The following is a 19967-nucleotide window of genomic DNA, read 5'->3' on the forward strand; positions in this document are numbered from 1 at the left end:
TTGCGACCCCTATCGCAGCTTGCGCGCTCAAGCTCAAGGCCACCCGCTCAGAACAGCCCTGTGATGCGACCATCCGCATCAAGCCCGATCTTTTCCGCCGCCGGATGGCGTGGCAGGCCGGGCATGGTCATGATCTCACCGCAGATCACCACCACAAACCCGGCGCCCGCCGAAAGCCGCACCTCGCGGATCGGCAAGATGTGGCCCTCAGGCGCCCCGATCAGTGTCGGATCGGAGCTGAAGGAATATTGGGTCTTGGCTATGCAGATCGGCAGCTCTCGATAGCCTGCGGCCTCCCAGTCGCGCAGCTGGTCGAGGATCTTCTTGTCCGCGACCACTTCGCCCGCGTGATAGATCCGCTTCGCGATGACCTCGATCTTGTCAAAGAGGCCCATGTCGTCAGGATAGAGCGGCGCGAAATGCGAGGGGCTTTCCGTCAGCTCAACGATCTTTTCTGCGAGCGCCTCGGCCCCTGCCCCGCCATCCGCCCAATGGGTGCACAGCACCGCCTCGACACCCTGCGCCTCGGCCGCGGCCCGGACTGCCGCGATCTCGGCCTCGGTATCGGCGGTGAAATGGTTGATCGCCACGACGACGGGCACGCCGAACCCCTTGGTGTTGGCGATATGGCGCGCGAGGTTGGCACAGCCCTTCTCGACCGCCGCGACATTCTCGGCGCCAAGATCGGCCTTCGCCACCCCGCCATTCATCTTCAGCGCACGCACCGTAGCCACGACCACCGCAGCACTCGGCGTCAGCCCCGCCTTGCGGCACTTGATGTTGAAGAACTTCTCGGCCCCCAGATCGGCGCCGAATCCCGCTTCGGTCACCACGTAATCGGCCAGCTTCAGGGCCGATTGCGTCGCGATTACCGAATTGCAGCCATGCGCGATATTTGCGAACGGCCCGCCATGCACGAAGGCCGGCGTGCCCTCCAGAGACTGTACGAGGTTCGGCTGCATCGCGTCTTTCAACAACACCACCATCGCGCCGTCGGCCCCGATATCCGCGCAGGTGATGGGCGAGCGGTCGCGGCGATAGGCGACTACGATCCGTCCCAGACGCTCCTGCAACTCGTCCAGATCACGGCTCAGGCACAGGCAGGCCATGACCTCGGAGGCCACGGTGATGTCGAAGCCGGTCTGGCGCGGGAAGCCGTTCGACACGCCGCCAAGCGAAACGACGATATCGCGGAGCGCTCGGTCGTTCATATCCACGACGCGTTTCCAACTTACCCGGCGCTCGTCGATCTCGAGGGTGTTCCCCCAATAGATATGATTGTCGATCATCGCCGCGAGCAGGTTATGCGCCGCCCCGATCGCGTGGAAATCCCCCGTGAAATGGAGGTTCATCGACTCCATCGGCACGACCTGCGCGTAACCACCGCCAGCCGCCCCGCCCTTCATCCCGAAATTCGGGCCGAGCGATGCCTCGCGGATGCAGATGGCGGAGCGCTTGCCGATCCGGGCGAGCCCGTCCCCCAAACCCACCGTCGTCGTCGTCTTGCCCTCGCCTGCGGGTGTCGGCGAGATCGCGGTGACGAGGATCAGCTTGCCGCTCTCGCGTCCCTCCAACTCTGCGATGAAGCCCGCGTCGAGTTTCGCCTTATCCCGGCCGCAGGGAATCAGCGCCTCTTCGGGGATGTCGAGTTTCGCGGCAATTTCGGGCATCGGGCGCAGCGACGCTGCGCGCGCGATTTCGATATCGGTGGTCATGATCGTCCTCCTCCAGGGCAAGGATAACCATCTGATTGGGAAGGAAAAGGGAAGGAAGCGACAGACCACTGGTCTAAATCGTCTCAGCGGACCTCGTCCATCAACTCCCAGGGGCGTTGATCGGGAATGTGCAGGCGCAGCGTGTCACCAATCACGAGCCGGCCCGGACGCTCGACCCAAGCGGTGACGCCCCGACGGCCCTGAGCCGCGGGTTTGTAGCGCTTGCCTTTCTCGGGGTAGATTTCCTCGATCACCTTCCCCGGCAGAACGCAGGCGCGGTTCTCCATGTCGATCACCAGCGTCAGGCCGGTCTCGTTCTGAAGCCGCGACGAGGGCGGGAGGTGGGTCAGGTCCGGCAGGCCGCGCAGAACGATCGAAGCTCCGACCCATATGGGGTCAAGCTCGGGAATACCCATGGCGAAGGCGGTTTCGGCCAGTTCCTCCGCCGAGAGGATCGTCATCTGCCGGACATTGGCGATCTCGGTGCCGCGCTCATGCTGATCCGTCACACGCGAGCACGACGCCCGGGTCCGTCCCGCATGCAGTTCGCCCACAGGGCCATCGAACGTGAATTCCAATGCTTCGACGGGGGTAGACACCAATTCCCCTTCGGTCGTGACGCGGCCAAGCCAGACGACTTCACCTTGGTATTGCGTCGGTTTGAGCGCGGCCATCAGCCCCCCAGTGTCAACACGATGAACAAGCGCCGGAACGGGAAAAGAACGCTCCCATCGGCCCTCGAAGGATAGACTTTCTCGAGCGCGCTTTCATAGCGTTCGATAAGCACTTGCGCCTCGGTGTCACCCAGTTGCGTCAGGAAAGGACGCATCGCCGTCGACTCGGTGAAGCGGCGCACCGGATGGGCGCCGGGGGTGGGCGCAAGCTGCTGCAGATATTCCGTGCTCCAGATGTCGAACGCGCCGAAGGACGAGAGCATTTTCGCGTACTCCACCGGTGAGGCCACAGGCGGCACCCATCCGGTGAAATCGAAGCGGTCGGGGAACATTTCCTGCGCCAGATCGCGCAGGATACGATGCGACGGAGCGCTTTGCTGCGCGGGCATCTGGACCGCAAGCACACCGCCCTCGCGCATCGACCCGGCAAGGCGCGGGAAAAGCTCGGCGTGATCGGGCAGCCAATGCAGCGCAGCGTTCGAGAAGATCATCGCGGGCGGTTTGTTCGGAGTCCACTGCGCGATATCGGCCAGATCGCAGCGGTGATAGGCGCCGGTCGCGGCGGCCCGTTGCAGCATCGGCTCGGAGTTGTCGACACCGACCAGCTTGCGCTTGGGATAGTGGTGGCTGAGCGCCTCGGCCACCGCGCCATTGCCGCAGCCGAGGTCGATGATCTTGCCGCGTTCAGGCAAGGTCGGGATACGCGCGATCAGATCGAGCGCCGGACGCAGCCGCAAATCGCGAAACCGGCTATAGGCATCGGGATCCCAGTCCCGCGCGCCCGTTCCGGCGATCGTGCCCTCGCCCATCGGCCCCTTCCTCCCCGTCAGGCCGAGGGCTCGGGCGAGGTTTCCGCCCCGCCATCGCCCTTGTCCTTTTTCTTCGCGGTCTTGGGAAGCGCGGTCACCGAGGGCAGGCTGCCCGAAGACCCATCATCGCTATCCCCGCCAAGCGGATCCCCCGCGAGCACCTTTTTGATTTCGTCGCCGGTCAGGGTCTCGTATTCGAGCAGGCCCTGAGCCAGACGCTCCCAGTCGTCGTGACGTTCGTGGAGGATGCGGCGGGCTTCCTGGTAGCCCTCTTCGATCAGCGCGCGCACCTCTTCCTCGATCAGCTCTTTCGTCTTGGTCGAGACCGAGAAGCCGGCGGTGTTGCCCTGATAGCCCTCATGCGCCTCGGCATAGTCGATATTGCCGACCTTGTCGGACATACCCCAGCGCATCACCATCGCACGTGCAATGGCAGACGCCTGCTGAATGTCGCCCGCCGGGCCGTTCGAAACATGCTCTTCGCCCCATTTCAGGATCTCGGCCGCCTTGCCCGCCATGGTCATGGCGATCTTCTGCTTGGCCTCGTCCTTGTGGTAATTGAGCTTGTCCATCTCCGGCAGCGACACGACCATACCAAGCGCCTGACCGCGCGGGATGATCGTCGCCTTGTAGACCGGATCGCATTTGGGCAGCGACAGGCCGACGATGGCGTGACCGGCCTCGTGATAGGCGGTCATTTCCTTCTGCTCGGGCGTGAGCACCATCGAACGGCGCTCGACACCCAGCATCACCTTGTCCTTGGCATTCTCGAAATCTTCCATCGAGACGAAGCGACGGCCCACACGGGCAGCCATCAGCGCCGCCTCGTTGACGAGGTTCATCAGGTCCGCCCCCGAGAAGCCCGGCGTGCCGCGCGCGATGGTGCGCAGATCGACATCGGGCCCAACGGGAACCTTGCGAGCATGGACGGTGAGGATCTTCTCGCGGCCTTTGATATCGGGGTTCGGCACGTGGATCTGACGGTCGAAACGGCCCGGACGCAGCAGCGCGGGGTCAAGCACATCTTTGCGGTTGGTCGCCGCGATGATGATGATGCCTTCATTCGCCTCGAAGCCGTCCATCTCGACGAGGAGCTGGTTGAGGGTCTGTTCGCGTTCGTCATTGCCGCCACCGATGCCGACGCCGCGTGCGCGGCCGACCGCGTCGATCTCGTCGATGAAGACGATGCAGGGCGCGTTCTTCTTGGCCTGCTCGAACATGTCGCGCACGCGGCTTGCGCCGACGCCCACGAACATCTCGACGAAGTCGGAGCCCGAGATGGTGAAGAAGGGAACACCCGCCTCACCAGCGATGGCGCGCGCGAGAAGCGTCTTACCGGTGCCCGGAGGGCCCACGAGCAGCGCGCCTTTCGGGATCTTGCCGCCAAGACGCGAGAATTTTTGCGGGTTGCGCAGGAATTCGACGATCTCTTCAAGCTCTTCCTTGGCTTCGTCGATGCCGGCCACGTCGTCGAAGGTCACGCGGCCATGCTTTTCGGTCAGCAGCTTCGCCTTGGACTTGCCGAAGCCCATCGCGCCGCCTTTGCCGCCGCCCTGCATCCGGTTCATGAAGAAGATCCAGATCCCGATCAGCACGAGGAAGGGAAGCCAGACACCCAGCAGGGACATGAAGCCCGATTGCTGTTGTTTGACGACGCGCACCGAAACGCCCTTGCCGATCAGCTTTTCGGCGATCGGATCTTCGATCGGCTTGATCGTGGTGAAGGTCGTGCCGTCGGCGAGCTGGTAGCGCACCTCTTCACCGTCGAGCTGGACGGTCTTCACCTCGCCCTTGTCCACGGCGTCCATGAATTCCGAGTAGGTCGCCTGGGTCGAGTTCATCGAAGATTGCCCGTCACCGAAAAGGTTGAACAGGGCCAAAATCAGCAGGAACAGCACCGCCCAGAAGGCCAGATTGCGCGCATTGCCCAAAGGATATCCTCCAATCGTACCGGGCAACTGACCACCGGTCGCCGCCTCTGTCCTGTGAAAATAGGCATTACGCGCCCGGGTTCAACGTCCAAATAGCCAAGCGGCGAATGCGCCGCGGGAAATCCGCGCGGTCCACCCTTCCGCGAGCCCCGCAAGCGGCGCGGCGACAAGGCGTTCGCCTGCCCAGATCGCAGGGCTTGCCAACAGTGATGCGCGCGGCAGACCGGTCTCGCGCCAGTCGGGGCATTGACGCAAACCCTCCGCGCCCAGCACCGCGATCTCAAGTCCCTCGCCTTCAGGGCCGACGACGTCCCAGCGATCCCAGTTTTCCCCGACAGGAACGCGCAAATCGCGGACGGCACGCGCCTCGCGGGTGATGCGGATTTCGCTTTCGTTCACGGTGATGCGGCAGCCATGCAGCGTGCGATCGCGCTTCTCCCGCCAGTTGGTCAGGAAGGTTTCGACCTTCGTCGCGCGCGGCGCGTAATCGGCGCCCGACACCCAGCGCAGCGCCGCGACGATCAACCGGCGCTGCATCTCGGGGTCGATTTCACGGAGAAAGGCTTGCGCGTCAATCAACAGATCCCCCGCGACCTCACGAACATGTGCGCCCACCAGCCGTCCCAGCGCGAAGCCGAGCGCGCTTTCGGCCATCTCCAGGTGATGCATCGACGCCGCGATCTTTTCCGCCGTGATCCCGAGCGGGCGCAGCGCGGCGAGGGCCTTGCGCGCCTTCACTCGGTCAAAGCGCTCGTTCTCGTTGCTCGGGTCCTCGATCCAGACGATGTCGTGGCGGCTCAGGTAGCTGCGCAGCTCGGCGCGGCTCTGCGTCAGGAACGGCCGCGCCCAAAGCACGCCCTCGGCGGTGAACCTCCGCCGCATGCCCGAAAGCCCTTCCAGCCCCGCCTCGCGTGAAAGCCGCATCAGGAACGTCTCGGCCTGATCGTCGCGGGTATGGCCAAGCGCCACGATGCCGATCCCGCGCTCGCGTGCCCAAGCCCCGATCAGCGACAGCCGCGCCCGGCGCGCAGCATCCATCAAGTTGCCTTCGGCGGCGTGCCCATCCCAATGCAGGATCCGATGAGGAATGCCTCGTCCCGCGCAGAAGCGGGCCACGAAAGCCGCCTCGTCCGCGGCCTCCGGACGCAGGCCGTGATCGACGGTCACCGCCTCGACCTCGTGAAACTGCGCCAGAAGCGTCAGCGTCGCCATCGAATCCGAACCTCCCGAGACGGCGACGCCGATCCGGGTGCGGATGTTTTCGGGAAAGGTGTGAAAAGCACTGTCGGCCCAGTGGTGGAGCCAGGCGTCTTCGGGAGAGATCTCGCCCCGCCCGACCGCCTCCATCCGGGCGGCCGCGCGGGTCGTGAAATCGTCGTTTACGGGCATCCCAGCGATTGCCGCGCGGTTTGCGCCTCGCTGGCCGCCGAGGAGCCGGGGAACCGCACGCCGACCTGACCGAGCGTCGTGCAGGCCTCGTTGGTCTGACCGAGCTGTCCCAGTGCTTTGCCGAGCGAAAGCAGGTTGTCGCCCGCTCGCGCGCCACTCGGATCGGCGGAGAACCCGTCGAGCCAGGAGCGCGCCGCCGCCCCTGTATCGCCCTGCTGCTGAAGCGCGAGACCGCGATAATACATCGCGTCCCCGGTCAGGGGCGAACCAGGATAGGTTTGCTTGAAGGTATTGAATAGATCGGCCGCCGAAGCGTAATCTCCCGCGTCATAGGCCTTCTTGCCAGCGTCGTAATCGGCTTTTTCGTTGATCGCGAGATCCGGGCCAGTCGAGGCATCTGGCGCGGGCGCGGTCACCGAGGGCGCGCTGCCCGCAGCCCCGCCGCCCAGCGGCTTGGTGGCCCCGAGGGTGGAGATGTCGCAGTTGTCCTCCATCTCGCAAACCCGATATTCGAGATCGCCCACACGGTTCGTGCCATCGGCGACGACCCGGTTGATGCGGTTCTCGAGCCCTTCGACGCGGTCGGTCAGATGGCTCAGCGAGAGCTCCATCGAATCCATCCGTTGAAGCGCCGAGGCACCGCCGGCCTTTTGCAGGCCAGCCGCGCCCGAGGCCTTCAGCTCCTGGCGGAGGCTGTCGATCTCGGACTGAAGCTGACCCAGCTCGGTCTTGATGTCAGCCAGCGTCTGGGCGCGGTTCGCGTCCTGCGCCAGCACCGGCGCGGCAGACAAAACCGCCGCGCTCAGAAGCAAAGCCCGCAGCATCGGCCCTTAGCTCCCGACCGCCGATTGCGAGATCACGGTGACCGCGCGACGGTTCTTCGAGTAGCATTCCTCGGTCGAGCAGATCGCGAGGGGACGCTCCTTGCCGTAGGACACCGTGCGCAGGCGGTTGGCGGTGACACCCTGGCTGATCAGGTATTCCTGCACGGCCGAGGCACGACGCGCACCAAGTGCGAGGTTGTATTCACGGGTGCCCTGCTCGTCGGCATGGCCTTCGATGATCGCGGTGTAGGTCGGGTGGCTCACGAGCCAGCTCGCCTGCTGCGTCAGGATCGAGCGCGCGGTGTCCGTCAGGGTCGACTGGTCAACCTGGAAATGGACCATATCGCCGATCGTCTGGGCGAAATAGGCCGGCGAGTTCGGGTCGTTGATGCTGCCCTGGGTGATGCCGCCCGCACCGCCCGGACCGAGCGTGCCGCCCGGACCCGTCGCGCCCGAGCCGTATTTGTCGGGGTTCGAACAGGCCGCGAGGCCGAGGATCGAGATGGCCAGAACGGCCTTCACTACAAATTTCATTGGTTTCGCCTTTGTTGATCTGCCCTTTGCGGGCGAGCCTAGCAGTTTCCGTAACGATTGTTAATCCGCCCTCAGGGCAGAAGCGGCGACCAGGCCGGGTCCGAAGCGGGCCCGGGCGTGGGAACTTTCTTGAGGTTGCGACCCGAGATATCGACCGAATAGAGCGAGGCCTGCCCCTCGGCGCCGGGGCTCTCACGGGTGAACATGATCACGCGGCCATTGGGCGACCAGGTCGGGCCTTCGTCGAGGAAGGACGAGGTCAGAAGACGCTCTTCCGAACCGTCGGTTCGCATCACGCCGATATGGAAGCGGCCCTGGTTCTGCTTGGTGAAGGCGATCATGTCCCCGCGCGGCGACCAGACGGGCGTCGAATAGCGGCCGTCGCCAAAGCTGATTCGGGTCGCATCACCGCCCTGCACCGGCATGATATAGAGTTGCTGCGTGCCCGAGCGGTCGGATTCGAACACGATCCGCGAGCCGTCCGGCGAGAAGCTCGGGGAGGTTTCGATCGAGGGCGAGGTGGTCAGGCGCTGGGTCTGTCCCGAAGCCACATCCATCATCCACAGGTCGGTATTGCCGTTCTGTTCGAGCGAATAGACGATCTTTGTCCCGTCCGGCGAGAAACGCGGCGCGAAGGTCATCGTGCCCGGCACCTCGGGCAGCAGCCGCGCCGAGGCGGTCGCAACGTCGAGCATCTTGATGCGCGGGAAGCCGGTCTCGAAGGTGGTATAGAGCACCTTGGTGCCGTCGCGCGAGAAGCGCGGCGCAAGCACGATCGTCGAGGCATCGGTGAGGTAGGTCACGTTCGCCCCGTCGTAATCCATCACCGCGAGGCGCTTCTGGCGGGCGTCCTTCGGGCCGCTCTCCGAGACGAACACGACGCGGCTGTCGAAATAGGGACCCTCGCCGGTGATGCGCGAATAGATCACGTCAGCGACCTTGTGCGCCAGGCGCCGCCAGCTGGCGGGAGACGCAGCAAGCTGCTGCCCGTCGCCCATCTGCTGGCCGGAGAAGACGTCGAAGAGGCGGAACTTCACCACCACCTTGCCGCCCTGCATCGCGACCGAGCCCACGACCAGCGCCTGCGCATTGATCGCCTGCCAGTCGGAGTATTTCACCGGGGTCTCGAAACTGGTGATGTTCTGGATATAGGCCGAGCTCGGGATTTCGCGGAACAGGCCCGTGCCCGTCAGATCTCCCGAGATCACCTGGCTGATCTGCGTCGCCAGCTCACCGGCGTCACCCGTTTCGGGGATGAAACCCGCGATCGCGAAGGGCAGCGGCTCGATCACCCCGTCGGTGATCGTGATATGCAGCGGCTCCTGATCCTGCGCGAGTGCCGCGACCGGCCCCAGCAAGAGCGCCACAAGCATGCTCAGAACGAAACGCATCATTTCAAACTCCCTTTCCGGGCCTTGCCCGGTTTGTAACGCGTAAAGGCCCGATCGCACATAACAACCCCATGACAGCGCGCGGAATTTTGCCGATGAGTGATCATTTCATCCTCATCTTCTCGGGGTTGAAATCGATTTCGATCGTCTTCCAGCGGCCGTATTTCTCGGGCGGCAGCGGGAAGCCATCCGAGCCGCAACGCACGATCGCGCGCTTGCCGGCCTCGAAGGCCTGATCCACCGCAGCGCCCGATCCGCCCGACGAGCCCACGAGCCTGATCGAGGAAATGATCGGGTGGCCATCGGGCTGCATATCGACCGAGAGCGTCACCGTCGTGCGCAGCGCATCCGAACTCAGCGCGCCCACGTTCCAGCAGCGCTTAACGTCGACGATGAGCGCGTCCTTCTCACCCGCGGTGATCGGCGGACCGACCGGCGCGTCGCCCGTGCCGCCGGTCCCGGCCCCACCGAGCGCTGCGGCCAAGGCGTCGTTCACCGAAGCGGTATCGACCGGCTTCGCGGGCGTGTCGGGTTTGGGCGCCGCAGGCTTGGAAGCTTCGGGCTTGGAGGCTGCGGCCGTCTCGGTGGGTTTGGGCGCAGGCGGCTTGGGCTTGCCGGAGGGGCGCGGCGAACTCATCGGGGCCGAACTCTCCTGCTTGTCCACGGTCTCGGTCGCCTCGGTCACGATCTCGGTCGTGGCTTCGGGCGGCGCGGCCGCATCCTTGGGCTGCTCCACGACCTTGTCGGCAGGCGCGGTCTCGTCAGGCGTCTCCTGCGGCTGCGCCTGATCGGAGATCTTCGCTTCCGGCGGCGGCTCGGGCGCAGGCGTCGGCGCCACGCGCGGCGCGGGTTTCGGTTTGGGCTTGGCCGAGATCTCGGGCGTCACCGTCTCGGAAGGTTGCTCGACCGGCGGCAGCATTTCGGGCGGCACTTCGGTCACCTCGGTCGGCGCGGGCGGCGCCTGAAGCGCCGCGACATCGGGCTGCGCATCGGGCTCGGGCGCAGGATCGGGCAGCTCCTGGGGCTTCGGCTCGGGCGTCGCTTGTGTCTCAGGCGCGGGCGCTTCCGGCGCAGGCGTCTCGGACGGCGTTGCCGGGGCCGTGGGCGCGACAGGCTCAGGTGACGGTTGCGGCGCATCCTTCGGCGCAGAGGCCATCAGCGCATTGAAATCCTGCTCCGACATCACCGCGACCTGGCTGATCACCACAGGCTCGCTCTTCTTGGGAAAGAACCATTGACCGCCCGTGACGATCCAGAGGATCGCCCCCACGTGGAGCGCCCCCGATACGCCGTAACCGATCTTGTCCGCGCGGTTCATGCGAGTGTCGCCCCCTGGGCTCAGTTCCCCGCCGGAGCCGTCAGCTGCGGCCCCCCGGTATCGGTGACCAGCGTGATGTTTGCAAAGCCCGCCCCGTTGAGCGCGCCCATCACCTGCACCACCTGCGCATAGGAAATCTTGCCGTCAGCGCGCAGGAAGACTTTGTCGCTTTCCCGCTCTGACGCGATCGCCTTGAGGCGCGCGACCAGCTCGCCTTCGGGCACTTCCGAATTCATCAGCGAGATCTTCCCGTCCGCCTGGATCGAGATCGTGAGCGGCACTTCCTGCTCGGCCGGCACGGCCTTGGCGGCGGTCTTGGGCAGCTCGAGCGGCACACCCACCGTCATCATCGGCGCAGCCACCATGAAGATCACCAGCAGAACCAGCATCACATCGACCATCGGCGTGACGTTGATCTCGGCCATCGCGGCATGGCCGCCGCGCCCGCCGCGACGCCGCCGCGTCCCGCCCGAAGTGCGTTTAACCACCCCCGCGCCCATGTCAGCCGTCCAACTGGCGCGAGAGAATGGTCGAGAACTCGTCGGCAAAGGCCTCGTAATTGCCCGCGATGCGATCGGCATCCGACGAGAGCTTGTTGTAGAAGATCACCGCAGGGATTGCCGCGAGCAGGCCAAGCGCAGTCGCGACCAGCGCCTCGGAGATGCCCGGCGCCACGACCGCGAGCGAGGTGTTTTGCGAAATCGCGATCTCCTCGAAGGCCACCTTGATCCCCCAGACCGTGCCGAACAGGCCCACGAAGGGCGAGATCGAGCCCACGGTCGCGAGGAAGGTCAGCCCGTAATTGAGGTTTTCGGTGACTTTCTGGATCGCGACATCCATCGAGCGCTCGATGCGCGCCTGCGCCCCCGCGATCAGCTCCCCATCCTGGCGGTGCGAGCGTCGCCACTCCAACATACCGGCCGCGAAGATCTGCTGGCTGGCGCCCTCCGGCGTCGGTCCGATCTGGTCGAACAACTCGTCGAGCGGCTCACCCGACCAGAAGGCGCGGTCGAACTGCTCGGCCTCGGCACGCGCGGCACGATAAGCGATGAACTTGCGGATGATGATCGCCCAGGACCAGAAGCTGGCCACGACGAGAATGATCATCACGAGTTTGACGGTGAGCGAGGCGCGCAGAAAGAGCGCAAGCAGGGAGAAGTCGATCTCCTGCGCCATCGCAAGCGAAGTTTGGTCCATGAATACTGCTCGCCGGTTGAGGCCACGTTATCGAGGCTCTGATTGGCAGCGATTCTACCTCAGCGGCAAGAGGAACGCCATAACAACAATGTCACCGCCAGCCGCAAAACCGGCGATTCAATGCAGTTTCCGCGCGAGTTTGCGACGAATATCGGCAGGAAGCCGCTGAGGCGCACCCGCCTCGTTCATGCAGACGATCACGACATTGGCGGAAAAGAGCACCTCTCCGTCACGCTCGACCGTCTGATCCATCATGATCCGCGCCCCGGTCTCGGCGGTGATCTCGGTCGTCACGATCAGTTCGTCATCGTATTTGGCCGAGCGCAGATAGTCCGCCTCGACCCGGCGCACCGCGAAGACAAGCCCGTGATCGGCCTTCAGCGCGGCCTGATCGATGCCGAGCGCGCGGATCAGCTCCGACCGCCCGCGCTCGATGAATTTCAGATAATTGGCGTAAAAGACGATACCCGCGAGATCGGTGTCCTCGTAATAGACACGGATCGGGAATTCATGCGCCATCCTTGTCCTCCAGATCGGCCTCGCCGACTTCGCGGCTCAGATCGCGCACCACCTGCGCGGCCTCTTCGTGCCGCAGACCGGCCCGCGCGGCAAGGCGCAGAGCATGCGACGGATCGTCCGCGACCGCGGGCATGACCGGATCATAGGCCGCAGCGATCACCGCGGCGATCTCGGGCCGCAGCACCGTGACCCCGCGCGCGACCGCAAGCGGCGAATGCTCGTTAAAGGCGGTGTCCGACCACAGAAGGATCATCTGTACCGCCTGGCTGAGCGCGATCACCTCGGCGGGCACCTCATCCAGCGCCGCATCCATCCGTACGAAGGCGAAACAAGCGCGGATCGCGCCGTCCTTGTCGAAGCGGAAGACCCGGTACTGGTTCGCGCCCTGATCGTCGAGCCGCGCCACGAGGTCCTGCAGCCCGTCGATCAGGTGATCGAGATTGGGTACCTCCAGCAGCTCCTGCCAGTCGCGGAAGAAAAAGATCATCAGGTTGGCGCCCAGCTCGGGATCGGTCTCGGCCATCTTGTGACCGGCCAGCGCCACCACCGCCTCGACGGCCCCCTTCACCGTCGCCAGCGTCTGCGCCTCGACCCCGAAGACGACCGGCACCACGGGCCGCCCCCAGCGCGCGAAAAGATACTCGCCCGAGGCGCGGCGGAAGAGCCCCTCCACCATCTCGCCCGTGATCTGTGCCTGTTCCGACATGTCGCCTCCTCGCTTGCCTGCCCAACCTAGGAGATCGCGGCAAGAGGCGAAAGGGGTCAGCCCCTCGACGCTCACGCACCTCACCTGCGGGATATTTCGATCGAGAAGAAGAAATGATTGCTCTTCCTCTTGGCGAAAATATCCCGGGGGTGAGCCCGCCAGGGCGAGGGGGCGGCGCCCCCTGATCTGCGCTTGCCGCGCTTGCACCTCGCGCCTATAAGGGCGGCATGTTCTTGCTGGCTGCATATCCGCGAATTACTTGCCCGGCGCTCTGACGCGTCAGGGTAGCCGGGATATTGCGCCAAGCCCCGAGGCGTGCCGAGCGCACGCCCTTTCCCTTCCCAAGGACGACTTATCCATGAGTTCCGACCAGACCACCGAGACGACCGCCCCCGATTACCGCGGCACCGTCTTCCTGCCGAAAACCGATTTCCCGATGCGCGCGGGCCTGCCCATGCGCGAGCCCGACTGGCTGGCGCGCTGGGAGAAGATCGGCGTCTATGATCGCCTGCGCGAGAAGGCCGCGAAGGAAAACCGCCCGAGCTTCGTGCTCCATGACGGCCCTCCCTACGCCAACGGCCACCTGCATATCGGCCACGCGCTCAACAAGATCCTGAAGGATTTCATCACGCGCTCGCAGCAGATGATGGGCCGCGATGCCCGCTATGTGCCGGGCTGGGACTGTCACGGGCTGCCGATCGAGTGGAAGATCGAGGAGCAGTATCGCGCCAAGGGTCTCGACAAGGACGACGTGGACGTGGTGGCCTTCCGCCGCGAATGCCGCGCCTTTGCCGAAAGCTGGGTCGATATCCAGCGCGAGGAGTTCAAGCGTCTGGGCGTCTATGGCAACTGGGCCGATCCTTACCTCACGATGAACTACCATGCCGAGGCGGTGATCGCCGACGAGTTCATGAAGTTCCTTATGAACGGCACGCTCTATCAGGGTTCCAAGCCCGTGATGTGGTCGCCGGTCGAGAAGACCGCGCTGGCCGAGGCCGAGGTCGAATATCACGACCACACCAGCCACACGATCTGGGTGCGGTTCAAGGTGAAGTCTCTCCGTGAAGATTCCTTCCAACGTGCTATCGCCGCAGAACCTCTCAACAAAGAGGGCTGGGAAAACGTCGACATGGAGCAGTTGAACCAAGAGTGGCAAAAGCTCTCAGTCGTGATCTGGACTACTACCCCTTGGACGATCCCACAGAACCGTGCCGTGGCGTTCAACCCCGCGATCAGCTACGGCCTCTACAGGGTCGATGCCACTAACGAAAAATCAACGGCTCAAACGGACGAACTGATTGTCCTTGCAGACTCGCTCGCACAAAGCGTGATGGATGCAGCGAAGGTAGAAGCGTTCACGCGATTGCGTGATATCGACGAGCTTGAGCTAAAGGGCGTGATCCTCTCGCACCCCTATGCCGGGGTCGAGGGCGCGAATGGTGAGTGGGATTACGACGTCCCGCTCCTGCCGGGCGATCACGTCACCGACGAGGCGGGCACGGGCTTCGTGCACACCGCGCCCTCGCACGGCGATGACGACTATCAGCTTGGTCTGAAATTCGGCCTGCCGATGACCTACAATGTCGAGCCCGATGGCAGCTACCGCAAGGACCTGCCGCTGTTCGGCGGCGAGGCGATCATCGAGGCCGACGGCAAGGACGGCCCGGCCAATGTCTCCAACATCAAGCAACTGGCCTGGGCCGGAGCGCTTCTGGCCAAGGGCAAGATCAAGCACTCCTACCCGCATAGCTGGCGCTCGAAAGCACCGCTGATCTATCGCAACACGCCGCAATGGTTCGCCGCGATCGACCATACGCTCGACGATGGCATGGGCACCTATGGCGACACGATCCGCAAACGCGCGCTGACCTCGATCGAGGAACTGGTGACCTTTACCCCCGAGAAGGGCAAGAACCGGCTGCACTCGATGATCGAGAACCGCCCGGACTGGGTGCTCAGCCGCCAGCGCGCCTGGGGCGTGCCGCTGACCTGCTTCGTCAAGAAAGGCGCCAAGCCCACCGACGAAGACTTTCTGCTGCGCAATGCCGAGGCGAATGCCCGCATCAAGGCCGCCTTCGAGACCGAGGGCGCGGATGCCTGGTACGAGGACGGGTTCAAGGCGAAGGTTCTCGGCAACCTCGTGAATCCCGACGATTACGAGCAGGTCTTCGACGTGCTCGACGTGTGGTTCGATAGTGGCTCGACCCACGCCTTCGTGCTGCGTGACCGCGCGGACGGGACCGAGGACGGCATCGCCGATGTCTACCTCGAGGGCACCGACCAGCACCGCGGCTGGTTCCATTCCTCGCTGCTGCAGGCCTGCGCCACCAAAGGCCGCGCGCCCTATCGCAACGTGGTGACGCACGGGTTCACGCTCGACGAGAAGGGCATGAAGATGTCCAAGTCGCTCGGCAACACGATCGTGCCCGAGGAAGTCATCAAGCAATACGGCGCGGATATCCTACGCCTCTGGGTGGCGCAGACCGACTTCACCGAGGATCAGCGCATCGGCCCCGAGATCCTGAAAGGGGTCGCGGACAGCTACCGCCGTCTGCGCAACACGCTGCGCTTCATGCTGGGCAACCTTGATGGTTTCACCGAAGCCGAGCGCGTCGATCCGGCGGAGATGCCGGAGCTGGAGCGTTGGGTGCTGCATCGTCTCGCGCAACTCGATGTGGAGGTTCGCAAGGGCTATGACGCGTTCGACTTCCAGGGCGTGTTCCAGCAGCTCTTCAACTTCTGCACGGTGGACCTGTCGGCCTTCTATTTCGACATCCGCAAGGACGCGCTCTATTGCGATGCCGAGGATAGCGACCGCCGCCGCGCGGCCCGTACCGTGCTCGACCTGCTGTTCCACCGCCTGACGACCTGGCTTGCGCCGATCCTCGTCTTCACGATGGAAGACGTGTGGCTGTCGCGCTTCCCCGGTGACGACGTGTCGGTGCACCTGCAGGATATCCCCGAGACGCCCGCCACTTGGGCCGACGAGAGCCTCGCCGCGAAATGGGATGGCATCCGCCGGGCCCGCCGTGTGGTGACGGCGGCGCTGGAAGTGCAGCGCACGGCGAAGGTGATCGGCGCCTCTCTCGAGGCTGCGCCGGTCGTGCATGTCGAGGAAGCGGACGTTCTGGGCGCGCTGAAATCGGTGCCCTTCGAGGATCTCTGCATCACCTCGGATATCGCGCTGACCGCCGATCCGGCCCCGCAAGAGGCCTTCCGCCTGCCGGAAGTCGCGGGCATCGCGGTCGTCTTCGAGAAAGCCGAGGGCGAGAAATGCGAGCGCTGCTGGAAGATCCTGCCCGATGTCGGCAGCCACGCCCATCCGGGCACCTGCAAGCGCTGCGACGCCGCGCTGGACTGACGCCAGAGGCCGTTCGAGACCAGAAGGAGGGCATCCCCAAGCGGGATGCCCTTTTCATGTCAGCCAAGGGCGATCAGGACGCGGGCGGCGGCGGCGGGCCAAAGCGGTTCGCGCCCTCGGAACCACGCTGCACCGCGAAATAGATCAGCACCAGCGTACCGATCAGCGGGATCAGCCCGATCAGCACCCACCAGCCCGATTTGTCGTAATCGTGCAGCCTCCGCACCATGACGGCCAGCGAGGGCAGGAAGACCGCCAGCGAGAACAGTGCGCCAAGAAAGGAAATCTCCCGCCCATTCGCGATCGGCGCGAAGAAGATCCGATCGAGCACGCCGAAAGCGAAATTCCCGAGGAAAGTGAAGAGAACGAACCACCAGAATTCCGGGCGCGCCGCGCGGCCCGAGAAGGTGACGTAATTCGAGAAACATTTGCGGATCGCGTCCGTGAAGCTCATCGGGTTGCCTCGTTTGTCAGATCTGCGGTGCGACCAGTCTAAGCCGGGAGAGGCAATCACGTCACTGCGAATATCCGCATGGCCGCATGGCGCGAAATGAGAAAGGGCGCGTATCGCCTGTCGCGACACGCGCCCCGGATCGGTTGGTCTCGGACCGTCTGGCCCGGCTGGCTCAGATCAGACCGGCATGCGCCATCGCGGCGTCGATCGCGGCCTTCGTTTCGGGCAGCAGTTCGGTCAGCGGCAGGCGCACCTCGGCCGAGCAAAGGCCCAGCTTCGACATTGCGTATTTCGCCCCGGCCACGCCCGGTTCGAGGAAGATCGCCATATGCAGCGGCATCAGCTTGTCCTGATAGGTGAGCGCCTTGGCGTAATCGCCCGCCAGCGTCGCCTCCTGGAACTCGGCGCAGAGCTTCGGCGCCACGTTCGCGGTGACCGAGATGCAGCCCACGCCGCCATGCGCGTTGAAACCGAGCGCGGTCGCGTCCTCGCCCGAGAGCTGGATGAAATCGGCACCGCAGGTCATGCGCTGCATCGAAACGCGCTCGAGCTTTCCGGTCGCGTCCTTCACTCCGATGATGCGCGGCAGTTTCGCCAGCTCGCCCATCGTCTCGGGGATCATGTCGATCACCGAACGGCCCGGAATGTTGTAGATCACGATCGGCAGTTCGCAGGCATCGTGCAGCGCGGTGTAATGCGCGATCATGCCGCGTTGGGTCGGCTTGTTGTAATAGGGCGTGACCACGAGCGCGGCATCGGCGCCGGTCTTGGCCGCGTGCTGGATCAGCTCCACACCCTCGGCGGTCGAATTCGACCCCGCACCGGCGATGACCGGGATGCGGCCCTTCGCGGCCTTCACGACCTCGGTGATCACGGTCATGTGTTCGTCATGGCTGACCGTCGGGCTCTCGCCCGTGGTGCCGACCGGCACGAGGCCGTGGCTGCCCTGATCGATATGCCACTCGACGAGTTTCTTGAGCGTGTCCAGATCCAGCGCGCCGTCCTTGAACGGCGTGATGAGTGCGGGAAGAGACCCTTTGAACATGACACGCTCCTTGGTTTGTTGGGGCCGGGCATTGAGTCGTCCCGGCGGAAATCGGCCGGGTTATAGGCTGTTGCGCGACGCTTGCCAACTTGTGAATCATCCCCATCTGTGAGAGGCCGGTCGCAAAGGGGAAAACCCCGCAAAGACGAGCAGAGATGATGAAACGACGCCACTTCCTCACGGCGCTCGCCGCCACCGGGTTCGCCCTCACGCCCGCCGCCCTGCGCGCGGCCACCGGCGCGCTGGCCGAGGCGCTCGCGGCGGCGAAATCGGGCAACTGGGATACGGCGGAAAATCTTGCACGCCGCGCGGGGCCGCTCGGCTTCGATGTCCTCGAATGGCAGCGTCTCCGGGCGGGCGAAGGCAGCTTCACCGATTACCGCGATTTCGCGACGCGGCGCAGCGACTGGCCCGGCATGCCCTACCTGCGCGAGAAGGGAGAAGCGACGCTCGCCGGCATCCCACCCGAACAGGTGATCACCTATTTCAAGCTCGGCCCACCGCAAACCGGCACCGGCGCGCTGGCCCTGATCGCGGCACATCTGGCGCTTGGTCAGAAAACGGAGGCCGCAAAGACCGCCGAGCAGGTCTGGCGCGAGTTGCCTCTGAGCGCGGATGAGCAGGCACAGTTCCTCGCCGATTACCCGGAACTGGTCGCCCCCCATCACGGCGGTCGGATGCAAGTGATGCTCGATCGCGGCCGTCTTGCCGATGCGCGCCGCATGCTGTCTCTGGTCACGCCCGGCACCGAGGCCGTCGCGCGCGCCCGGATCGCCCTGCAGGCCCGCCAAGGCGGGGTCGACGACCTTATCGCGAAAGTGCCCGAATACATGGTCGCGCGCTCGGCGGGGCTTGCCCGCGATCGCGCATGGTGGCGCTGGCGCGAGGGGCTGGAAGATGGCGCGGCCGAGCTGATCCTGGAGCGTTCCGCGAGCGCAGCCGATCTCGAGGATCCCGCGCTCTGGGCCGATCTGCGTGCGGCCCAGGCGCGCTGGGATCTGCGCAACGGAAATGTCGAACGCGCCTACAAGCTCGCGGTCGCGCACCATCTTGAGCCCGGCGGCGCGGATTATGCCGATCTCGAATGGGTGGCGGGGTTCGCGGCTCTCAAGCTTGGTGATGCAGCGACCGCGCAGACCCATTTCCACAATCTCGAAAAGGCGGTGGATGGACCGATCTCCTCGGCCCGCGCCTATTATTGGCAGGGTCGTGCGCTCGAGCGGTTGGGCAAGACCGATGAAGCTAAGGCCGCATGGGCAAACGGGGCGATCCTGCAAGATGCTTATTACGGGCTGCTCTCGGCCGAACGTCTCGGCAAACCCCTGCCCCCAGATTTCGCGAAAGGGCCAGAGCTGCCCGACTGGAACGAATACAAGTTCCGGCATAATTCGGTCTTTCAGGCCGCCCAACTGCTCTACGATGCCGATGAAAAGGATCTCGCCGCGCGGTTCGTATTGCATCTCGAGGAAAGCCTCGGACCGGGTAATTTCGGGGCGCTCGCCAAATATGCGCTCGAACAGAATGACGACTATCTCGCCCTGATCATCGGCAAGCGCGCGGCGCTGAAAGGCGAGATCATCGCTCAGGCGCTGTGGCCCATTCCGGGGCTGACGAGCCATGAACTGGGCGTCCCCGAGGAGTTGGTTCTCGCCGTGGCCCGGCGCGAAAGCCAGTTCGCGATCGGGGTCGGCAGCCATGTCGGCGCACAAGGCCTGATGCAGCTGATGCCCGGCACGGCAAAGATGATGGCGACGAAGACCGGCCTGCCCTACGACTATGCTCGGCTGACGACGGACGCGACCTATAACCTCAAGCTCGGTGGGGCCTATCTGGCCCAACTGCGCGATGAGTTCGGTCCCTCGGCGGTGCTGGTCGCGACGGGCTACAATGCCGGACCGGGCCGCCCGCGCCGCTGGATCGAGGAGTTGGGCGATCCGCGCATCGGTACTGTCGACGTGGTCGACTGGGTCGAGATGATCCCCTTCACCGAGACCCGCAATTACGCAATGCGGGTGGCCGAGGCGATCCCGCCCTACCGCGCACGACTGGGCAAACCGGAGGTGAAATTCACCGATATCCTGCGCGGGTTGGCGGGCTGAG

General features: G+C 64.7%; 17 protein-coding genes. 2 read left to right on the top strand and 15 right to left on the bottom strand.

Annotation, left to right across the window (positions count from 1 at the left end; all coding sequences use genetic code 11):
- Window positions 1-47: 47 nt before the first annotated feature.
- From BMG00_RS14025 to BMG00_RS14085, 13 genes are all read right to left on the bottom strand, one after another.
- A complete protein-coding gene (locus tag BMG00_RS14025; protein WP_078574758.1) occupies window positions 48-1715 on the bottom strand; it encodes a formate--tetrahydrofolate ligase in 1668 nt (555 codons plus the stop codon).
- Window positions 1716-1798: 83 nt separating this feature from the next.
- The gene (locus tag BMG00_RS14030) at window positions 1799-2389 is read right to left on the bottom strand and encodes an MOSC domain-containing protein (protein WP_078574759.1); all 591 of its coding nucleotides are present in this window, start codon (window positions 2387-2389) and stop codon (window positions 1799-1801) included.
- The gene (locus BMG00_RS14035; protein ID WP_078529143.1) at window positions 2389-3198 is read right to left on the bottom strand and encodes a methyltransferase domain-containing protein; all 810 of its coding nucleotides are present in this window, start codon (window positions 3196-3198) and stop codon (window positions 2389-2391) included. The genes BMG00_RS14030 and BMG00_RS14035 overlap by 1 nt, the downstream gene beginning before the upstream one ends.
- Before the next feature lie 17 nt (window positions 3199-3215).
- Complete coding sequence (gene ftsH / locus BMG00_RS14040; protein ID WP_078529141.1) at window positions 3216-5129, bottom strand: ATP-dependent zinc metalloprotease FtsH; 1914 nt, start codon at window positions 5127-5129, stop codon at window positions 3216-3218.
- Between the two features lie 81 nt (window positions 5130-5210).
- The gene (gene tilS, locus BMG00_RS14045; RefSeq protein WP_245795039.1) at window positions 5211-6518 is read right to left on the bottom strand and encodes a tRNA lysidine(34) synthetase TilS; all 1308 of its coding nucleotides are present in this window, start codon (window positions 6516-6518) and stop codon (window positions 5211-5213) included.
- The gene (gene ybgF / locus BMG00_RS14050) at window positions 6509-7342 is read right to left on the bottom strand and encodes a tol-pal system protein YbgF (RefSeq protein ID WP_093470100.1); all 834 of its coding nucleotides are present in this window, start codon (window positions 7340-7342) and stop codon (window positions 6509-6511) included. Before ybgF ends, tilS begins: the two co-directional genes overlap by 10 nt.
- Window positions 7343-7348: 6 nt before the next feature.
- Window positions 7349-7876, bottom strand: coding sequence for a peptidoglycan-associated lipoprotein Pal (pal, locus tag BMG00_RS14055; protein WP_078574760.1), 528 nt, complete (start codon window positions 7874-7876; stop codon window positions 7349-7351).
- Window positions 7877-7947: 71 nt separating this feature from the next.
- Window positions 7948-9270: a Tol-Pal system beta propeller repeat protein TolB gene (tolB, locus tag BMG00_RS14060; RefSeq protein ID WP_078529137.1), complete on the bottom strand. Its 1323-nt coding sequence runs from the start codon at window positions 9268-9270 to the stop codon at window positions 7948-7950.
- A 100-nt stretch (window positions 9271-9370) separates the two neighbouring features.
- The gene (locus BMG00_RS17660) at window positions 9371-10585 is read right to left on the bottom strand and encodes a hypothetical protein (protein ID WP_078574761.1); all 1215 of its coding nucleotides are present in this window, start codon (window positions 10583-10585) and stop codon (window positions 9371-9373) included.
- 20 nt (window positions 10586-10605) lie between these two features.
- Window positions 10606-11085 carry a protein TolR gene (gene tolR, locus BMG00_RS14070; protein ID WP_078529133.1) on the bottom strand — a complete coding sequence of 160 codons (480 nt, stop codon included), beginning with the start codon at window positions 11083-11085 and terminating at the stop codon, window positions 10606-10608.
- 1 nt (window position 11086) lies between these two features.
- Complete coding sequence (gene tolQ, locus BMG00_RS14075; protein WP_078529131.1) at window positions 11087-11782, bottom strand: protein TolQ; 696 nt, start codon at window positions 11780-11782, stop codon at window positions 11087-11089.
- 117 nt (window positions 11783-11899) lie between these two features.
- Window positions 11900-12301: a tol-pal system-associated acyl-CoA thioesterase gene (gene ybgC, locus BMG00_RS14080; RefSeq protein WP_078529129.1), complete on the bottom strand. Its 402-nt coding sequence runs from the start codon at window positions 12299-12301 to the stop codon at window positions 11900-11902.
- Entirely contained in the window at window positions 12291-13007 is a 717-nt protein-coding gene (locus tag BMG00_RS14085; protein WP_245795040.1) for a hypothetical protein, read from the bottom strand. Before BMG00_RS14085 ends, ybgC begins: the two co-directional genes overlap by 11 nt.
- Before the next feature lie 358 nt (window positions 13008-13365).
- On the opposite strand from BMG00_RS14085, the gene ileS reads away from it, so the two are divergent.
- Window positions 13366-16368: an isoleucine--tRNA ligase gene (gene ileS / locus BMG00_RS14090; RefSeq protein ID WP_078574762.1), complete on the top strand. Its 3003-nt coding sequence runs from the start codon at window positions 13366-13368 to the stop codon at window positions 16366-16368.
- A gap of 73 nt (window positions 16369-16441) precedes the next feature.
- Here ileS and BMG00_RS14095 read toward each other — a convergent pair whose 3' ends face one another.
- Window positions 16442-16822, bottom strand: a complete 381-nt coding sequence (locus BMG00_RS14095) for a DUF805 domain-containing protein (protein ID WP_078529125.1) — start codon at window positions 16820-16822, stop codon at window positions 16442-16444.
- Window positions 16823-16994: 172 nt separating this feature from the next.
- On the bottom strand, window positions 16995-17867 hold the full coding sequence (dapA, locus tag BMG00_RS14100) for a 4-hydroxy-tetrahydrodipicolinate synthase (protein WP_078529123.1): 873 nt from the start codon (window positions 17865-17867) through the stop codon (window positions 16995-16997).
- Between the two features lie 158 nt (window positions 17868-18025).
- On the opposite strand from dapA, the gene BMG00_RS14105 reads away from it, so the two are divergent.
- A complete protein-coding gene (locus BMG00_RS14105) occupies window positions 18026-19966 on the top strand; it encodes a lytic transglycosylase domain-containing protein (protein WP_158521740.1) in 1941 nt (646 codons plus the stop codon).
- The last annotated feature ends 1 nt before the right edge of the window (window position 19967 follow it).

Origin of the sequence: Thioclava marina (assembly GCF_002020135.1) — a bacterium.
Taxonomy (GTDB): domain Bacteria; phylum Pseudomonadota; class Alphaproteobacteria; order Rhodobacterales; family Rhodobacteraceae; genus Thioclava; species Thioclava marina.

Coding starts and splice junctions, on each gene's coding strand:
- BMG00_RS14025 (WP_078574758.1), bottom strand. CDS start 1,715: ATGACCACCGATATCGAAATCGCGCGCGCAGCGTCGCTGCGCCCGATG.
- BMG00_RS14030 (WP_078574759.1), bottom strand. CDS start 2,389: ATGGCCGCGCTCAAACCGACGCAATACCAAGGTGAAGTCGTCTGGCTT.
- BMG00_RS14035 (WP_078529143.1), bottom strand. CDS start 3,198: ATGGGCGAGGGCACGATCGCCGGAACGGGCGCGCGGGACTGGGATCCC.
- tilS (WP_245795039.1), bottom strand. CDS start 6,518: ATGCCCGTAAACGACGATTTCACGACCCGCGCGGCCGCCCGGATGGAG.
- ybgF (WP_093470100.1), bottom strand. CDS start 7,342: ATGCTGCGGGCTTTGCTTCTGAGCGCGGCGGTTTTGTCTGCCGCGCCG.
- pal (WP_078574760.1), bottom strand. CDS start 7,876: ATGAAATTTGTAGTGAAGGCCGTTCTGGCCATCTCGATCCTCGGCCTC.
- tolB (WP_078529137.1), bottom strand. CDS start 9,270: ATGATGCGTTTCGTTCTGAGCATGCTTGTGGCGCTCTTGCTGGGGCCG.
- BMG00_RS17660 (WP_078574761.1), bottom strand. CDS start 10,585: ATGAACCGCGCGGACAAGATCGGTTACGGCGTATCGGGGGCGCTCCAC.
- tolR (WP_078529133.1), bottom strand. CDS start 11,085: ATGGGCGCGGGGGTGGTTAAACGCACTTCGGGCGGGACGCGGCGGCGT.
- tolQ (WP_078529131.1), bottom strand. CDS start 11,782: ATGGACCAAACTTCGCTTGCGATGGCGCAGGAGATCGACTTCTCCCTG.
- ybgC (WP_078529129.1), bottom strand. CDS start 12,301: ATGGCGCATGAATTCCCGATCCGTGTCTATTACGAGGACACCGATCTC.
- BMG00_RS14085 (WP_245795040.1), bottom strand. CDS start 13,007: ATGTCGGAACAGGCACAGATCACGGGCGAGATGGTGGAGGGGCTCTTC.
- ileS (WP_078574762.1), top strand. CDS start 13,366: ATGAGTTCCGACCAGACCACCGAGACGACCGCCCCCGATTACCGCGGC.
- BMG00_RS14095 (WP_078529125.1), bottom strand. CDS start 16,822: ATGAGCTTCACGGACGCGATCCGCAAATGTTTCTCGAATTACGTCACC.
- dapA (WP_078529123.1), bottom strand. CDS start 17,867: ATGTTCAAAGGGTCTCTTCCCGCACTCATCACGCCGTTCAAGGACGGC.
- BMG00_RS14105 (WP_158521740.1), top strand. CDS start 18,026: ATGAAACGACGCCACTTCCTCACGGCGCTCGCCGCCACCGGGTTCGCC.